At 65.8% G+C, this 13,153-nt stretch carries 11 protein-coding genes and 1 pseudogene; 5 read left to right on the top strand and 7 right to left on the bottom strand.

Features of this window, described 5'->3' with window-relative positions; translation table 11 throughout:
* Window positions 1-145 precede the first annotated feature (145 nt).
* The 5 genes from FA90_RS26935 to FA90_RS09710 form a co-directional block, all read right to left on the bottom strand.
* Window positions 146-454, bottom strand: a complete 309-nt coding sequence (locus FA90_RS26935) for a hypothetical protein (protein WP_051971667.1) — start codon at window positions 452-454, stop codon at window positions 146-148.
* Entirely contained in the window at window positions 427-1,203 is a 777-nt protein-coding gene (locus FA90_RS26930; protein ID WP_051971666.1) for a Gfo/Idh/MocA family protein, read from the bottom strand. Before FA90_RS26930 ends, FA90_RS26935 begins: the two co-directional genes overlap by 28 nt.
* Window positions 1,204-1,838: 635 nt before the next feature.
* Complete coding sequence (locus tag FA90_RS09720) at window positions 1,839-3,188, bottom strand: MFS transporter (RefSeq protein WP_051971665.1); 1,350 nt, start codon at window positions 3,186-3,188, stop codon at window positions 1,839-1,841.
* A 25-nt stretch (window positions 3,189-3,213) separates the two neighbouring features.
* Window positions 3,214-4,251 carry a porin gene (locus FA90_RS09715; protein ID WP_036175082.1) on the bottom strand — a complete coding sequence of 346 codons (1,038 nt, stop codon included), beginning with the start codon at window positions 4,249-4,251 and terminating at the stop codon, window positions 3,214-3,216.
* A 118-nt stretch (window positions 4,252-4,369) separates the two neighbouring features.
* Window positions 4,370-5,281: a LysR family transcriptional regulator gene (locus FA90_RS09710; RefSeq protein ID WP_197065274.1), complete on the bottom strand. Its 912-nt coding sequence runs from the start codon at window positions 5,279-5,281 to the stop codon at window positions 4,370-4,372.
* An 80-nt stretch (window positions 5,282-5,361) separates the two neighbouring features.
* Here FA90_RS09710 and FA90_RS09705 point away from each other — a divergent pair, with 80 nt between their 5' ends.
* From FA90_RS09705 to fahA, 4 genes are read left to right on the top strand one after another with little or no spacing between them, the layout of a single operon-like run.
* The gene (locus FA90_RS09705) at window positions 5,362-6,999 is read left to right on the top strand and encodes an FAD-dependent oxidoreductase (protein WP_036168362.1); all 1,638 of its coding nucleotides are present in this window, start codon (window positions 5,362-5,364) and stop codon (window positions 6,997-6,999) included.
* Between the two features lie 24 nt (window positions 7,000-7,023).
* Window positions 7,024-7,893 (top strand): fumarylacetoacetate hydrolase family protein, encoded by an 870-nt coding sequence (locus FA90_RS09700; protein WP_036168360.1) that lies wholly within the window; start codon window positions 7,024-7,026, stop codon window positions 7,891-7,893.
* Window positions 7,890-8,819 carry a VOC family protein gene (locus FA90_RS09695; RefSeq protein WP_051971663.1) on the top strand — a complete coding sequence of 310 codons (930 nt, stop codon included), beginning with the start codon at window positions 7,890-7,892 and terminating at the stop codon, window positions 8,817-8,819. The genes FA90_RS09700 and FA90_RS09695 overlap by 4 nt, the downstream gene beginning before the upstream one ends.
* 10 nt (window positions 8,820-8,829) lie before the next feature.
* Window positions 8,830-10,155, top strand: a complete 1,326-nt coding sequence (gene fahA, locus FA90_RS09690) for a fumarylacetoacetase (RefSeq protein WP_036168358.1) — start codon at window positions 8,830-8,832, stop codon at window positions 10,153-10,155.
* Window positions 10,156-11,236: 1,081 nt separating this feature from the next.
* Here the strand turns inward: fahA and FA90_RS09685 are convergent.
* Entirely contained in the window at window positions 11,237-12,007 is a 771-nt protein-coding gene (locus tag FA90_RS09685) for a class I SAM-dependent methyltransferase (RefSeq protein WP_081934077.1), read from the bottom strand.
* A gap of 289 nt (window positions 12,008-12,296) precedes the next feature.
* On the opposite strand from FA90_RS09685, the pseudogene FA90_RS27240 reads away from it, so the two are divergent.
* Window positions 12,297-12,446: pseudogene (locus tag FA90_RS27240) on the top strand (ribonucleotide-diphosphate reductase subunit beta); the annotation flags it as partial.
* A 15-nt stretch (window positions 12,447-12,461) separates the two neighbouring features.
* On the opposite strand, the gene ligK reads toward FA90_RS27240, so the two are convergent.
* Window positions 12,462-13,145, bottom strand: coding sequence for a 4-carboxy-4-hydroxy-2-oxoadipate aldolase/oxaloacetate decarboxylase (ligK, locus tag FA90_RS09680; protein ID WP_036168356.1), 684 nt, complete (start codon window positions 13,143-13,145; stop codon window positions 12,462-12,464).
* Window positions 13,146-13,153 lie beyond the last annotated feature (8 nt).

Genomic DNA, 13,153 nt, shown 5'->3' with positions numbered 1-13,153 from the left:
GGTGGTCGAAATGGTCGCTGTAGCCAGCCGTCGCCTTCCCTTCCGAACGGCTGGTCTCGTTCTTCGATGTCTCGCCAGCGTAGTGTTGCTCGTACCAGGCCTTGAAGTCTTGCTGGTTCTGCTTGTCGAAGGTGTTGTAAGTGTCCTAGCCGCCGAAGCCCGGCGCCTGCGCCATCTTGCTGCGCAGGACCTCCACCGAATTGCCGCGTACGATCATCTTTCCCTCGGTGCCGACCAGCGCAATCTGTTCGCCGCCGCCGCCGCCATCGATGAAATTCACGCGCACCTGCAGGTTGAATGGGCCGGATCTATCGGTCGCCGCATAGTCGTAGACGCCGGCCATCACGTCCGGCACGTCGCGTCCATCCTTCCAGTAGCGCGTGCCGCCGGACGCGTAGATGCGCGTCGGTCCGAGCGAGCTGGTAATCAGGCGCAGGCCCGAGAACAGGTGCACGAAGAGGTCGCCGGCGATGCCGGTGCCGTAATCCTGGTAGTTCCGCCAGCGGAAAAAGCGCTCGGCGTCGAACGCGCGGTGGGGCGCGTCGCCGAGGAAGCGATCCAATCGACCGTCTGCGGTGACGCGTCGCGCGGAATCGAGTATTGCCAAGCGCCGTTTGCCGATTGGCGGTCCCAGAATGCTTCCGCCATGACCAACTGGCCGATGGCACCCGCCTCGTACAATTCCTTCGCTTTCAAATAGGTGGCCGAGCTGACGCGCTGGCTGCTGACCTGGCAGATGGCGCCCGTCTGCTGTTGGGCCGCGACCATCGGTAGGCCTTCTTCAAGCCGGTGCACCATCGGTTTCTCGCAATACACGGCCTTGCCCTTTTTCATGGCTGCGATGGCGATCTTGTCGTGCCAATGGTCGGTCGTCGAAATGGTGACCGCATCGATCGATTCGTTGTCGAGGATGTCTTCGAAGTGCGGGGTCGTCATCAGGTCGTTGCCGTAGACTTCCTTCGCGCGTTTCAGGTGCCCCGTGTAGAGGTCGCAGGCCGCGACCAGTTTCACGCCGGGCACCTTGACCGTCGTGCCGCAATTATTGAAACCCATGATGCCCATGCCGATCGCGGCGACCTGGATCCGGTCGTTCACGGAGCGATTTTGCGCGAGCGTGGCATAGGGCAGGGTGGACGCCAGCAGGGCGCCGCCTGCCTGTCCGAGGAATCGTCTGCGGGAATAGGCCCTGGTCTCGTTGCTCATGTGTCCCCTCGCGTTATCGCTGTTGTGGCAGGCCGGGGACATTCTAGCGCCGCCCGACGCGCCAAAGTGTCAGGAAATCGGATGAGTTTGGAATGAAATCGGCAAGCGGCAACCACATTGTCGAATTCCTTCTACGATTGCCTCTTTACCCCAAACGCGACATACCGGACGATGTCCGGGCTTTCCATGACAACTCGACTCCACGCTGTCGTGCAAGTCTCGCGCCGCGCCGGCATCGCGCTTGCATGGGCCGCGCAAACGCTGCCGAACAACTTTGTGCATTCATCTTTGTTTTCCTCGGCTACCTGGAGGCTCGATTCGAATTTCGGCACCTATCGTAAGAAGTTCTACAACAGTCGGCCGCAGTGCTTGCGAACCGACCACAAATACTTTACCTGTGGATGCTCGAGCCGGGCAAGCTTGATGCTGTGTTCCCGTCTAGTCCGAAGTCATTGGCCAACATCCGGCGAAAGTAGGCCATTCACCGCATCGCTCGATACCCGTCGAGTTAGCTTGGCGCGGAATGGCATGCCGCGTCCCTGACCGACATGCTCGAGCCTATCGCGCCAATGGTTGCAAGCCTGGTGAGCCCTGAAAACCGGTGGCTCACCGGCCGGCACGTGATAGGCGTGCGGTCAGTGGACGCGCCCGGTTGCCGCAACGGGCGGCGAAGCCAGGGGTCGCGCCACACCGCGCGTGGCCAGGATGACGAACAGCGCCGCGATCAGCGGCGCGATCGCCACCACATAAAACGTCTGCGCGCTGTTCACGCCGGCCGCGAGCAGGGCGCCGGTCAGCACCGGGGCCAGCACCTGGCCCAGGCGTCCCATGCCCATCTGCCAGCCGATGCCGGTCGCACGAATGCCCGGCGGATAGGACATGATGGCCAGCGCGATGCCGCCCGAGGCGCCGAAGCCGACGAACACGCCGGCCAGCGCCAGCACCAGCGAGGCGGAGGCGACCGAGGTCGCGCCGATGCCGACCAGCGCCGTGCATCCCGCGCCCAGCAGCAGCGCGGGCGCCAGCACCCGGCCGGCGCCGAAGCGCTCGATCATGCGGCCGGCCGAGCCCATGCCGATCAAGGCGCCGAGGCCGTGGAAGCCGATCACGATCGCGGTCTGTGCCGGCGGGATGCCGTTGTCGCGTAGCAGCGAGGGGGTCCACAGGACCAGCACGGCAAGTGCGCCGAAGGCCATCACGAACGGCATCGACAGCAGCAGGGTGGTGCGGGCGCGCCCATCCTGGAACAGCACGCGGAACGAGGCGTCGGGCACGCGTTCCTCGCTGGTCGTGAACTGCGTGCCGGGCGTGACCGCGCTGCCGAGCAGGCGTGCGGCGACCTGCGCCAACGCGTGCTGGCGGCCTGCGCCGGCGAGAAAGGTCGGCGACTCGGGCAGCAGCGCGGCCAGCACCAGGACCAGCACGATCGGCAGCACGCCGCCGAACAGGAAGATCGAGTGCCAGCCGTAGCGCGCGATCAGGTAGGAATTGAGGAAACCGCCCGCCATGCCGCCCAGCGGGAACGCGGCCCACAGGATGCTGCTGACGCTGGCGCGGCGCTGGCGTGGCGCGTACTCCGAGGCCAGGGTGAGGAAGCAGGGCGCCGCGCCGCCCAGTCCGATGCCGGTCACGAAACGGATCGCGAGCAGGCTGGCATAGGTGTTGGCCATGCTGGTCGCGATCGTGCCCAGGCCGAACACCAGGATGCAGACCAGCAGCACGCGCTTGCGGCCGAAGCGGTCGCCTGCGGATCCCATCAGGAAGGCGCCGATCATGGCGCCCAGGATCGCGGCCGAGAACACCGTGCCGAGCATGGCGCGCGGCAGGTGCAGGCCGGCGACGATGAAGGGCGCCGCGATGCCGATCGATTGCGTGTCCATGCCATCGAGGAAGGCGATCAGTGCGCACAGCGCGATGGTAAGCAGCTGAAAGCGGCCGAGCGGGCGCTCGTCGATCAGCCGGGTGAGGTCGAGGGTCGGTTGCATGATGTCTCCGTACGGTCGTTGGCGGTCAGAAGCGGTGGTCGATGCCGAGCGTGACCGCGGCCTGGCTTTCGCCGGGGCGCGCGGTGGTGCTTGGGTAGACGATGCCGAAGTTGCTGCCGCCACCATTGATCAGGTCGCCGTAGGCCGCGAACAGGGCGGTGCGGCGCGACAGCGAATACTGCACCAGCCCGGTCACCAGTTGCGGTCGGCCCGGGTTGTCCGAGAAGCGGTAGCGTCCGGCTTCCAGCACGAAGCGCCACGGGTTGATGTCGTAGGCGACCGCGGCCATCGCCAGGTCGCCGCGCGGTGAGATCTGCAGCTTGCCGGCCACGTGGATCCAGTCGCCGAACAGGGTCCAGCGGCCGCGCTTGTAGACCGCGGCGGCGCTGGTGCGCCGGTCGTAGAGCTGGCTCTGGTCGACGACGCCGGGGCCGGCGTTGCCCCAGGTCGTTTCCTGCAGCACGCGTGCCGAGAGCGGACCGTCGACGTACTCGAGCGATCCGCCCACGTAGCGCCCCGCATGTGCGTTGCCCGCCAGTTCCTGGCCGGTCGAATAACCTGCCGAGACGTTCCAGCCCTGCCAGGACGGCGACTGGTACTTCACCATGTTGTTGACCTTGAAGGTCTGGATCGGCGCGCCGTTCAGCGACAGCATCGAGTAGGTGCTGTAGTAGAGCGGTTCGTAAAAGACGGTCTTGTCGAACTGGATGCTGCCCTGGCGGCCGAGCGTGAACGTACCGGCCGGGGTCTGCAGGCCGACGAAGGAAAAGCGGTTGAACAGGGTGCTGGCGCTGGATTGCGCGCCGGTGTCGGCGTTGAACCCGTTCTCCAGCACGAACAAGGCCTTGTAGCCGTCGCCGATGTCTTCCTGGCCCTTGAAGCCGAGGCGGGATGGCTGGTAGGAACCCGAGGCCACCGCCGTCTGCGAGTGGCCGGCAGCGTCGGCGTTGGTCATGTATTGCACGCCGACGTCGAGCACGCCGTAGATGGTGACGCCATTTTGCGCGAACGCGGGGGCGCTGCCGAGGGCGCACAGCGCCGCGGCCAGGATCAGACGATTCATCTTGCAGTCTCCGTTATGTGCGCGGCTCATCCGGCCACGTCTGGAATCATGCTAGGGAGCTGCAAGGTATGAGTCAATCCAGGGCTTGTTCATAGACGGAATGAAAAATTTGCATGGCTTATTCAACCAATGCCTCATACACGGTCTGGCGCAGGAAGCGGTTGGCCTCGTCGTCCTTGTAGCGCTGGTGCCAGTAATGCTTGATCGCGATCGGCGGCAGCGCCAGCGGGATCGCCACCGGGCGTACCGGCGCCAGTGCCTGCATGGTGGCGACCAGCTCCTCGGGAATCAGGGATAGCCAGTCGGAGTCGGCGGTCAGGAAGGCAAGCGCCATCACGTACGAGGTCTCGAGCGCGATGACCGGTTTAATGCCTTGCTCGGCCATGTGGGCGTCGAGCAGCGTATTGATGGCGTGGACGCTGGTCGTGCGGATCATCGGAATGTGGTACAGCTGCTCGAGCGTCAAGGTGGCGCCGACTTCCGGATGGTCGTTGCGCACGATGCCGACATAGGTGCGCTGGCACAGCGCCTGCTGATAGGTGCTGGCCTTGAGCATTGGGTAATAACCCACCGCCAGGTCGGCCGCGCCGGATTCGAGCGCGTCCGAGATCTGCTCCGGCGGCAGCGAGCGCGGGGCCAGGCGCGCGTGCGGCGCCGCCTGGCGCAGGCGCGCCAGGATGCGCGGTACCATCGCGATCGCACCGACCTCGCTGACGCAGACGGTGAAAGTGCGGGTGGTCGTGGCCGGATCGAACGCGATCGCGTTGAAGATGTCGTTGCGGATGATCGCCAGCGAGCGCGCGATCGGATCGGCGAATTTCTCGGCCAGCGGGGTCGGCACCATCTGCGCGCCGGCGCGCACGAACAGCGGGTCGTGAAAGCGCGCGCGCAGCTTGTTCAAGGAATGGCTCAAGGCCGACTGGCTGACCCCGAGTTCCTGCGCGGCGCGGCTCACGTTGCGGTGCTTGAACAGGGCGTCGATCACCAGCAGGAAATCCATCTGGCCCAAACCTGCATGAAATTCGCTCATACCGCGTATGACCTCCATGATCTGTTCGGGGCCGAGTATGCGAGCTATGCTTTTTTGCGTCAACAAAAAAAAGGAGCACCATGGAGACCGTACAGACCTCGCAAGCGCGCGAGTGCGACGTATTGATCGTCGGCGCCGGGCCGGTCGGGCTGGCCGCTGCGATCGAACTGGGGCAGCGCGGCGTGCGCTGCATCGTCATCGAAAAGAACGACCGCGTCGGCCATGCGCCGCGCGCCAAGACCACCAATGTGCGCACCTGCGAGCACCTGCGCCGCTGGGGCATCGCCGGCGCCCTGCGCGAGCGCGCACCGCTCGGCGTCGACTATCCGTCGACGATCCAGTTCGCGACGCGCATGAACGGCTATCCGTTGGCGCGCATCGAGAACGCCTTCTTTTGCAAGCCCGGAGCGCATCCGCTGTACGCCGAACATGCGCAGTGGGTGCCGCAATATCTGCTGGAAGAGACGCTGCGCGCGCATGTCGCGACCCTGGCGCAGGTCGACCTGCGCTTCAACACCCGCTTCGAGAGCCTGGCGCAGGACGAGGATGGCGTCGACGCGGTGGTCAGCGACGGCAACGGCCAGCACACGATCCGCGCGCGCTACGTCGTCGGCGCGGACGGCGCCCACAGTGCGGTGCGCGGCGCGCTGGGTATCGACATGCACGGGCGCGGCGCGCTGGCGCGCCACCGCATGCTGATCTTCCGCATGCCGGGCCTGGCCGACATGCACGACTTTGGCCCGGCGGTGATGTACTGGCTGCTCAATGCCGAGGTGCCGGCCGTGCTGGGGCCGCTGGACCGCGACGACCGCTGGTATTTCAGCTTCACCCCCAAACGCGACGACGACGATCCGGTCGAGATGCTGAGGAAAGCGACGGGCTTGCCGCTCGAACCCGAGGTGCTGACCGGCGGCGACTGGACCGCGCATGAACTGGTCGCCGAGCGTTACCGCGCCGGCCGCGTGTTCCTCGCCGGCGACGCCTGCCACCTGCATCCGCCGTATGGTGGCTATGGGATGAACCTGGGGATCGGCGACGCGGTCGACCTGGGCTGGAAAATGGCGGCCGCGCTGCAAGGCTGGGGCGGACCGGCCCTGCTCGACAGCTATGAGACCGAGCGCCGTCCGGTCCATGACCGCTTCATCCAGGAGGCGGTGATCAATTACGCGACTGCTTCCGAACGCATGGCCAGCAGCGGCCTCGAGCAGCCCGGCGCCGAAGGCGACGCGCTGCGCCGCGAGGCCGGGCCACGCATCGCCGATACCAAGCAGCGCGAGTTTCGCACGCTCGGCGTGGTGCTCGGCTACCGCTACGCGGGTTCGCCGATCGTCGTCCCCGACGGCAGCGCACCCCCGCCCGAGCATTACAGCGACTACGTGCCGTCGGCCCACCCCGGCTGCCGTGCGCCGCACGCCTGGCTGGGCGAGGACGACGCCCTGTTCGACCACTTCGGCGCCGGCTACACGCTGCTGGTCACCGCCGGCGCGCCAGGCCAGGCCGATGCGCTGGCGGAGGCCGCGCGCGCCGTCGACATGCCGCTCACCGTGCTGGCGCTGCCGGACGCCGGCTTGCGCGAACTGTACGGCGCCAATCTGATCCTGATCCGGCCGGACCAGCACGTCGCATGGCGCGGCGATGCCTTGCCCGGCGATCCGCGTGCGTTGCTCGACACCCTGCGCGGCGCTTCCCGCGAATACCCCCTGGCGCGCGCCGCCTGACACCCAACATCAAGGAGACACAGCATGCGATTTTCATACTTCGACAAGGCAGGCGCCATCGGCGTCGCCGTCCAGGGCGGCAAGGACTGGTTCGACCTGGCCGACCTGCATCTCGGCTTCGCCTGCGGCGCCGACGACGTGGCCGGCTTCGGTGCGGCCGAACGCGCCGCGATCGCCGACAAGGTGCAGGGCGCCGCAGCGGCGGCGCTCGACCTGGACGGGCAGAGCCTGTTGCCGCCGATCTCGCCGAATGCGCGCATCTTTTGCGTGGGCCTGAACTACGCCGACCACGCCGAGGAAAGCGCGATGGCCAAGCCCGAGTTCCCGGTCGTGTTCCTGCGCACCTACGACAGCTTCGTCGGCAACGGCCAGCCCCTGGTGTTGCCGGCGCGCTCGTCGGCCTTCGATTACGAGGGCGAGATGGTGGCCGTGCTGGGACGCGGTGGGCGCTACATCGATGTAGCCGACGCCGCCGGCTGCGTGGCCGGCTACAGCGTGGCCAACGAGGGTTCGATCCGGGACTACCAGCTCAAGCGCGGTCCGCAGTGGACCATGGGCAAGAACTTCAATCGCAGCGGCGCCATGGGACCGGCGCTGGTCACGGCCGACGAACTGCCGCCGCTGGGCGCGGGCCTGGCGATCACCACCCGCCTGAACGGCGAGGTGGTGCAATCGTCGAACACGCGCCAGTTGATCTTCGACGTCGCGCGCATCATCGCCTACCTGAGCGAGGCCTTCCTGCTGAAAGCCGGCGACGTGATCGTCACCGGCACGCCGGCCGGGGTAGGGGCGGCGCGCAACCCGCAGCTGTTCATGAAGGAAGGCGATACCGTCGAAGTCGAGGTCGAGGGCGTCGGCCTGGTGCGCAACGCGGTCGTGCGGGAAGCGCCATGAGCGGGCCGATGCTCGATATCGCCTATGTGCGCTACCAGCATCCCGATCTCGACGTGATGCGCCGCTTCCTGACCGATTTCGGCCTGGTCGAGGTCGAGCAGGACGACGGGCTGCTGCACATGCGCTGCGCCTTCGGTTATCCGAGCGCATACATCGCGCAGCAAGGGCCGGATTCGCGCCTGCTGTCGATCGGCGTCGTGTTCGACCCCGACGTCCTTGCCGAGGCCGCGGCCTGGCCGGAAGCGGTGCGCCGCGGCGACGCGCCGCGCTTCGCCGGCGACGGCGCGGTCACCGTACGTGCGCCGGAAGGCTACGAATTCGACCTGCTGGCGTCGCGCGCCGCAGCGCCGGGTCCGCAGCCGGAAGAACCGGCGGTGTTCAACCACGGTACCCATAAAACCCGCCTGAACGCCATGCGCCTGGTGCCGCCGCGCCCCCCGGTCGTGCTGCGCCTCGGCCATGTCGCCCTCAAGGTGCGCGACGTCGCCGCGACCGCCGCCTGGTATCGCGAGCGCTTCGGGCTGCGCGTGTCCGACTCGATCCACGAAGGCGACCCGGGATTGCCGGTGACGGCCTTTTTGCGTTGCGATCTGGGCCCGCAACATGCGGATCACCACGTGATCGCACTGGCTGGCGGCGGTGACACCAAGCCGCATCACATCTCGTTCGAGGTACAGGGCCTGGACGAGGTGGGTGCCGGCGGCAAGTGGATGGAGATGCGCGGCTACCAGCGGCTGTGGGGTGTCGGGCGCCACCTGCTGGGTGGCCAGATATTCGACTACTGGCGCGACCCGTATGGCAATAACGTCGAGCACTACGCCGATGGCGACGTGTTCGATGCCGACCAGCCGACCCAGCATTATGCGCAGAGCCTGGACACGCTCTACCAGTGGGGACCGCCATTGCCGGCCGACTTTGCCGAATGAAGGAGAATGCATGAACGAGATTGACGACACCCATTCCCCGCGCAAGCGCAGCTGGGTCGTTTCGGCCAACCGGCCCGGCGCCGACTTCCCGATCCAGAACCTGCCGCTGGGTGTGTTCCGGACCGGCGCAGATGCGGCGCCGCGCGCGGGCATCGCGATCGGCGACATGATCCTTGACTTGGCGGCAGCCGACGCCGCCGGCCTGTTCGACGGGGAGGCCGCGCTGGCCGTGACGGCGGCCGCCGGCGGGCGCCTGAACATTCTGTTGGCGCTCGGCGCCGGTCCGCGCCGTGCGCTGCGGCGTCAGGCCAGCGACTTGCTGGACGCGGACAGCAGCCTCGGCCGGCGCGCCAGCGCCAGCGCGGCCAAGTTGCTGTACCCGGCCGCGCAATGCGAATTGCTACTGCCGGTCGAGGTGCGCAATTACACCGACTTCTATGCGGGTATCCATCATGCGCGCGCCGCAGGCGCCCTCATGATGCCCGATAATCCGCTGCCGCCGAACTACAAGTGGGTGCCGATCGCCTACCATGGCCGCGCATCGTCGGTGCGAATCAGCGGAGGTGCGGTGCGCCGTCCGCGCGGACAGCGCCGTCCGGCCAGCGACGGTGCGGCGCCGGTGTTCGGTCCGTGCGAGCGCCTTGACCTCGAACTTGAACTGGGCATGATCGTCGGGCCCGGCAACGCGCTGGGAGAGCCGGTGCCGATCGAGGCGGCGCACGAACAAATCGCGGGCTACTGCCTGCTCAACGATTGGTCGGCGCGCGATTTCCAGTTCTGGGAAATGGTGCCGCTCGGCCCCTTCCTCGGCAAGAATTTCAGCACCACGATTTCGCCCTGGATCGTGACGCCGGAAGCGCTGGCGCCGTTTCGCTGCGCCGCCATGGAGCGGCCCACCGGGGACCCGGCGCCACTGGCCTACCTGCACGACGCCTCCGACCAGCGCGCAGGCAGCATCGACATCCAGCTGGCGGTATGGCTGCGCACGGCGCGCATGCGCGAGGCCGGCGCCGAGGCGCAGCGCATCATCCGCTCGAACGCGCGTCACCTGTACTGGACGCCGGCGCAGATGGTGGCGCACCATACCAGCGGAGGATGCAACCTGATGCCGGGCGACCTGATCGGAAGCGGCACGATCTCGGGACCGGAGCGCGCAGAATTGAGCAGTTTGCTCGAGTTGACACGTGGCGGTGCCGAGCCGGTCGAACTCGCCAACGGCGAGCGGCGCAGCTGGCTCGAGGACGGGGACGAGATCACCTTCACCGCGCGCTGCGAACGCGATGGATTTGTCGGGATCGGCTTCGGATTCTGCAGCGGGCAGGTGACAGGCGATTGAACGGCCCGCAGGGCTTCACATTGCCCTTGTCGACGGCGGCTTTCTGGGCAGGCATGGGTCCGGCCGCCACTGTTCGGCTTGGCGCAGCGCGCCCGGGATTCTCAGTATCGCTGACGTATCTTATGGCTGTACGTTTATACAGTATCATGTCCACTATTGGCTTATTGACGAGAAGTGGCACGGGTACACAACGCGAAACGGGTACGGACTATACCGCCGTTCCCGTCGACTTTCCTCACCAAACAGACGCGACTTTCCTGAACCGCTGCCTGGACTGGAATGTATGCGAAGAATTGGCCTTGCACCTTGCCGGCGAGTGCGCCCGGCTCTTGGTTGAGGCAGACCGGTCCGTGCGGCCAGTGGACATCCTGTTGAAATCGTATCGCGTGGTCGAGTCCCTGGGCTGGGGCGACCCGCCCTTACTGAGAAGGGTGGTGCGGCGTGTTGCATCCTTGTTGAACTGGCCGGCGCCGGATATTGCACGACCGCTTTGAGCGCGGTGATCTGCAGCCTTGATCATGCCGTTGCCTAGAGCAGACCGACGTTAGCGGCACTTTACCGTAGTTACATTGTTTCGAATATCTTATATCCATGGTCACTCGAAAAGCCGCTGGTTAATGAAAGACCCGGCTGAGAACGCCTAAAAAATTCGCTCGTTGCTCTGCAGGCAACAGCGTTAGGGAAGGGACTTAGTCCACTGGTTTGCTTCATCCAAGCGAACCGATGTGGTGCTAAAGTGTGGTGCTGGGCTAACTCATTGATTCATAGAGGACGAAACGGCCTGCAAAGCCGTCTAGACGGGTTCGACTCCCGTCCTCGCCTCCATCCTATCTCCTCGCATACACCCAAGTTCTGATCCTGCTCAGGTACCTATCTGTCGTCGTTCGCGTCGCCCATGCGCTGAATCGATAAGCCGTTGGTTAGCCTGTCAGCCTGCTACGGTCTAGCGAACCGATTGGACTGCTCCCGCTTGGCCATGGGCCATTGTGATTTCTCACGTTTCGAATGGTGAGCTCCCGCGCATGTGCCGCTTCAGCTCCCGGGCCGTTACTCATTGTTAGCAACCGCACGAAATCTGCGCTCAGGGTTTCCGGAAAACGATCGCATGCTGGATCGGCAGCGATTCGATGCTGCGTTCCCACTTCAGGCCATGCGCCGTGGCTTCACGCCGTACCTGCGCCACGCTCATCTTATGCAGCGGCTTGATCGCGACTGCCGGATCTTCGGCCCGATATTCGACGAAGACCACGCGCCCACCCGGCTTCAAGGCGTTGACAATGCTGTCGAGGACCTCCGAGGGATAGGCGAGCTCGTGATAGACATCGACCATGATTGCCAAGTCGACGCTGTTTGGCGGCAGTTTGACGGTGGTTTCGCTGCCCAGTACCGAGACCACGTTGCGCACGCCGCGCTTTGCCATTTGGCTGTCGAGCATGCTGATCATTTCCGGTTGGACGTCAACTGCATACACACGTCCGTCAGGTCCGACCTGTTTCGCCAGCTGCCAGGTGTAGTAGCCGGTCCCGGCGCCGATGTCGGCCACTGTCATGCCGGGCGCCAGCGCCAGTTCGCGCAGAAGTAATTCCGGCCGCTCCTCGCGTGCGCGGCTTTCGCGCTCGAGCCATTGCGCGCCCTCCCAACCCATCACGCCGGCGATCTCGCGGCCCATGTAGCGCTTGCCGATGCCATCCGGGCTGGGTACGACGCGTTCATAGCGCGTATCGGCGGCCGCCGCCTGTGCCGCAGCATCGATATGAGCGGATGACAGCAGCGTAAGAGCCGACAGGCAGGCCAGCAGGATGGATAGGGTACGGCGGGAGGTGCGACAACTGCGCGAGCGGGTGCGGTGCATGATCGGTTTCCGTAAGAAGTCGCTACCTGCGATGGCGCCGGCAGGCATGCCGTGAATGGAAATGACCAGTGTAGCGGCGTTGGCTGCCGGACGTGCGTTGGCCACAGCAGAATTTCTTGCTTATGTTGCGTTGACTGAGGAGTTGCCGCGGATCGGATTGACTGCGTCCGACGCTGTCTGTCGTGACGGTTGCCGAGCTTTTCGCATTGGCAGCCTGTTATGCTGAATCGACCGGCCGGAATCTTCCAGGAGCAGACGTTAACCGGCAGGATAGACACCCATGGTTGTCATCGTCAAGCGCAACCTGGGCTTCTTCGTGACCTCGAACTCGCTGGCGGCCAACAACATCGTGCTGGGCACCTACCGCCCCATCACGGCGCCGGAAAGCCGCGAGTACCTGCTGCGCCAGGGTTTCGAAGAGGCCATCCACACCCACGCCTGTATGGTCGGACTATTAATCGACGTACTTCAAGCCGGCCTTGGCCAGCGGCTCGCGCATGCCGTACATGTCCAGGCCGAGGACGCCGGCGGCCAGCTTGGCGCGCTTTTCGCCTTCCAGGTCTTCGCGCTTGTGCGCCGCCGCGGCGACGCGTGCGGCCTCGAGCGCCGGGACCACGACCACGCCGTCGTCATCGGCTACCACCGCATCGCCCGGGTTGACCAGGACGCCGGCGCAGACCACCGGGATGTTGACCGAGCCGAGCGTCGCCTTGATCGTGCCCTTGGCGCTGATCGCGCGGCTCCACACCGGAAAACCCATCTCCTTGAGCACGCGCACGTCGCGCACGCCGGCGTCGATGATCAGCGCCCTGGCGCCGCGGGCGACGAAACTGGTGGCCAGCAGGTCGCCGAAAAAGCCGTCGGTGCACTCGGCGGTGAGCGCGGCCACGACCACGTCGCCCGGCTGGATCTGCTCGGCGGCCACGTGCAGCATCCAGTTGTCGCCCGGGTGCAGCAGCACTGTCACGGCAGTGCCGCCGACCATCGCGCCGGGGTAGATCGGACGCATGTAAGGCTTCATCAGGCCGACCCGGCCCATCGCCTCGTGCACGGTCGCAGCGCCAAAAGTGGCCAGCTGATCGACGGCCGCGCGGTCAGCGCGCTCGATGTTGCGCTTGACGATGCCGAGCTGGTTCATCAGGGGAG

It is taken from the genome of Massilia sp. 9096, from assembly GCF_000745265.1.
GTDB lineage: Bacteria > Pseudomonadota > Gammaproteobacteria > Burkholderiales > Burkholderiaceae_D > Telluria.
The sequence above is the reverse complement of the archived record's forward strand: the minus strand, read 5'-3'. Positions and strand labels throughout refer to the sequence as shown.

What these genes read in the sequence shown, in the direction of transcription:
- FA90_RS09700 (WP_036168360.1), top strand. Translation starts at nt 7,024, where the DNA reads ATGCGATTTTCATACTTCGACAAGGCAGGCGCCATCGGCGTCGCCGTC.
- FA90_RS26930 (WP_051971666.1), bottom strand. Translation starts at nt 1,203, where the DNA reads ATGAGCAACGAGACCAGGGCCTATTCCCGCAGACGATTCCTCGGACAG.
- FA90_RS09685 (WP_081934077.1), bottom strand. Translation starts at nt 12,007, where the DNA reads ATGCACCGCACCCGCTCGCGCAGTTGTCGCACCTCCCGCCGTACCCTA.
- ligK (WP_036168356.1), bottom strand. Translation starts at nt 13,145, where the DNA reads ATGAACCAGCTCGGCATCGTCAAGCGCAACATCGAGCGCGCTGACCGC.
- fahA (WP_036168358.1), top strand. Translation starts at nt 8,830, where the DNA reads ATGAACGAGATTGACGACACCCATTCCCCGCGCAAGCGCAGCTGGGTC.
- FA90_RS09710 (WP_197065274.1), bottom strand. Translation starts at nt 5,281, where the DNA reads ATGAGCGAATTTCATGCAGGTTTGGGCCAGATGGATTTCCTGCTGGTG.
- FA90_RS09695 (WP_051971663.1), top strand. Translation starts at nt 7,890, where the DNA reads ATGAGCGGGCCGATGCTCGATATCGCCTATGTGCGCTACCAGCATCCC.
- FA90_RS09705 (WP_036168362.1), top strand. Translation starts at nt 5,362, where the DNA reads ATGGAGACCGTACAGACCTCGCAAGCGCGCGAGTGCGACGTATTGATC.
- FA90_RS09715 (WP_036175082.1), bottom strand. Translation starts at nt 4,251, where the DNA reads ATGAATCGTCTGATCCTGGCCGCGGCGCTGTGCGCCCTCGGCAGCGCC.
- FA90_RS09720 (WP_051971665.1), bottom strand. Translation starts at nt 3,188, where the DNA reads ATGCAACCGACCCTCGACCTCACCCGGCTGATCGACGAGCGCCCGCTC.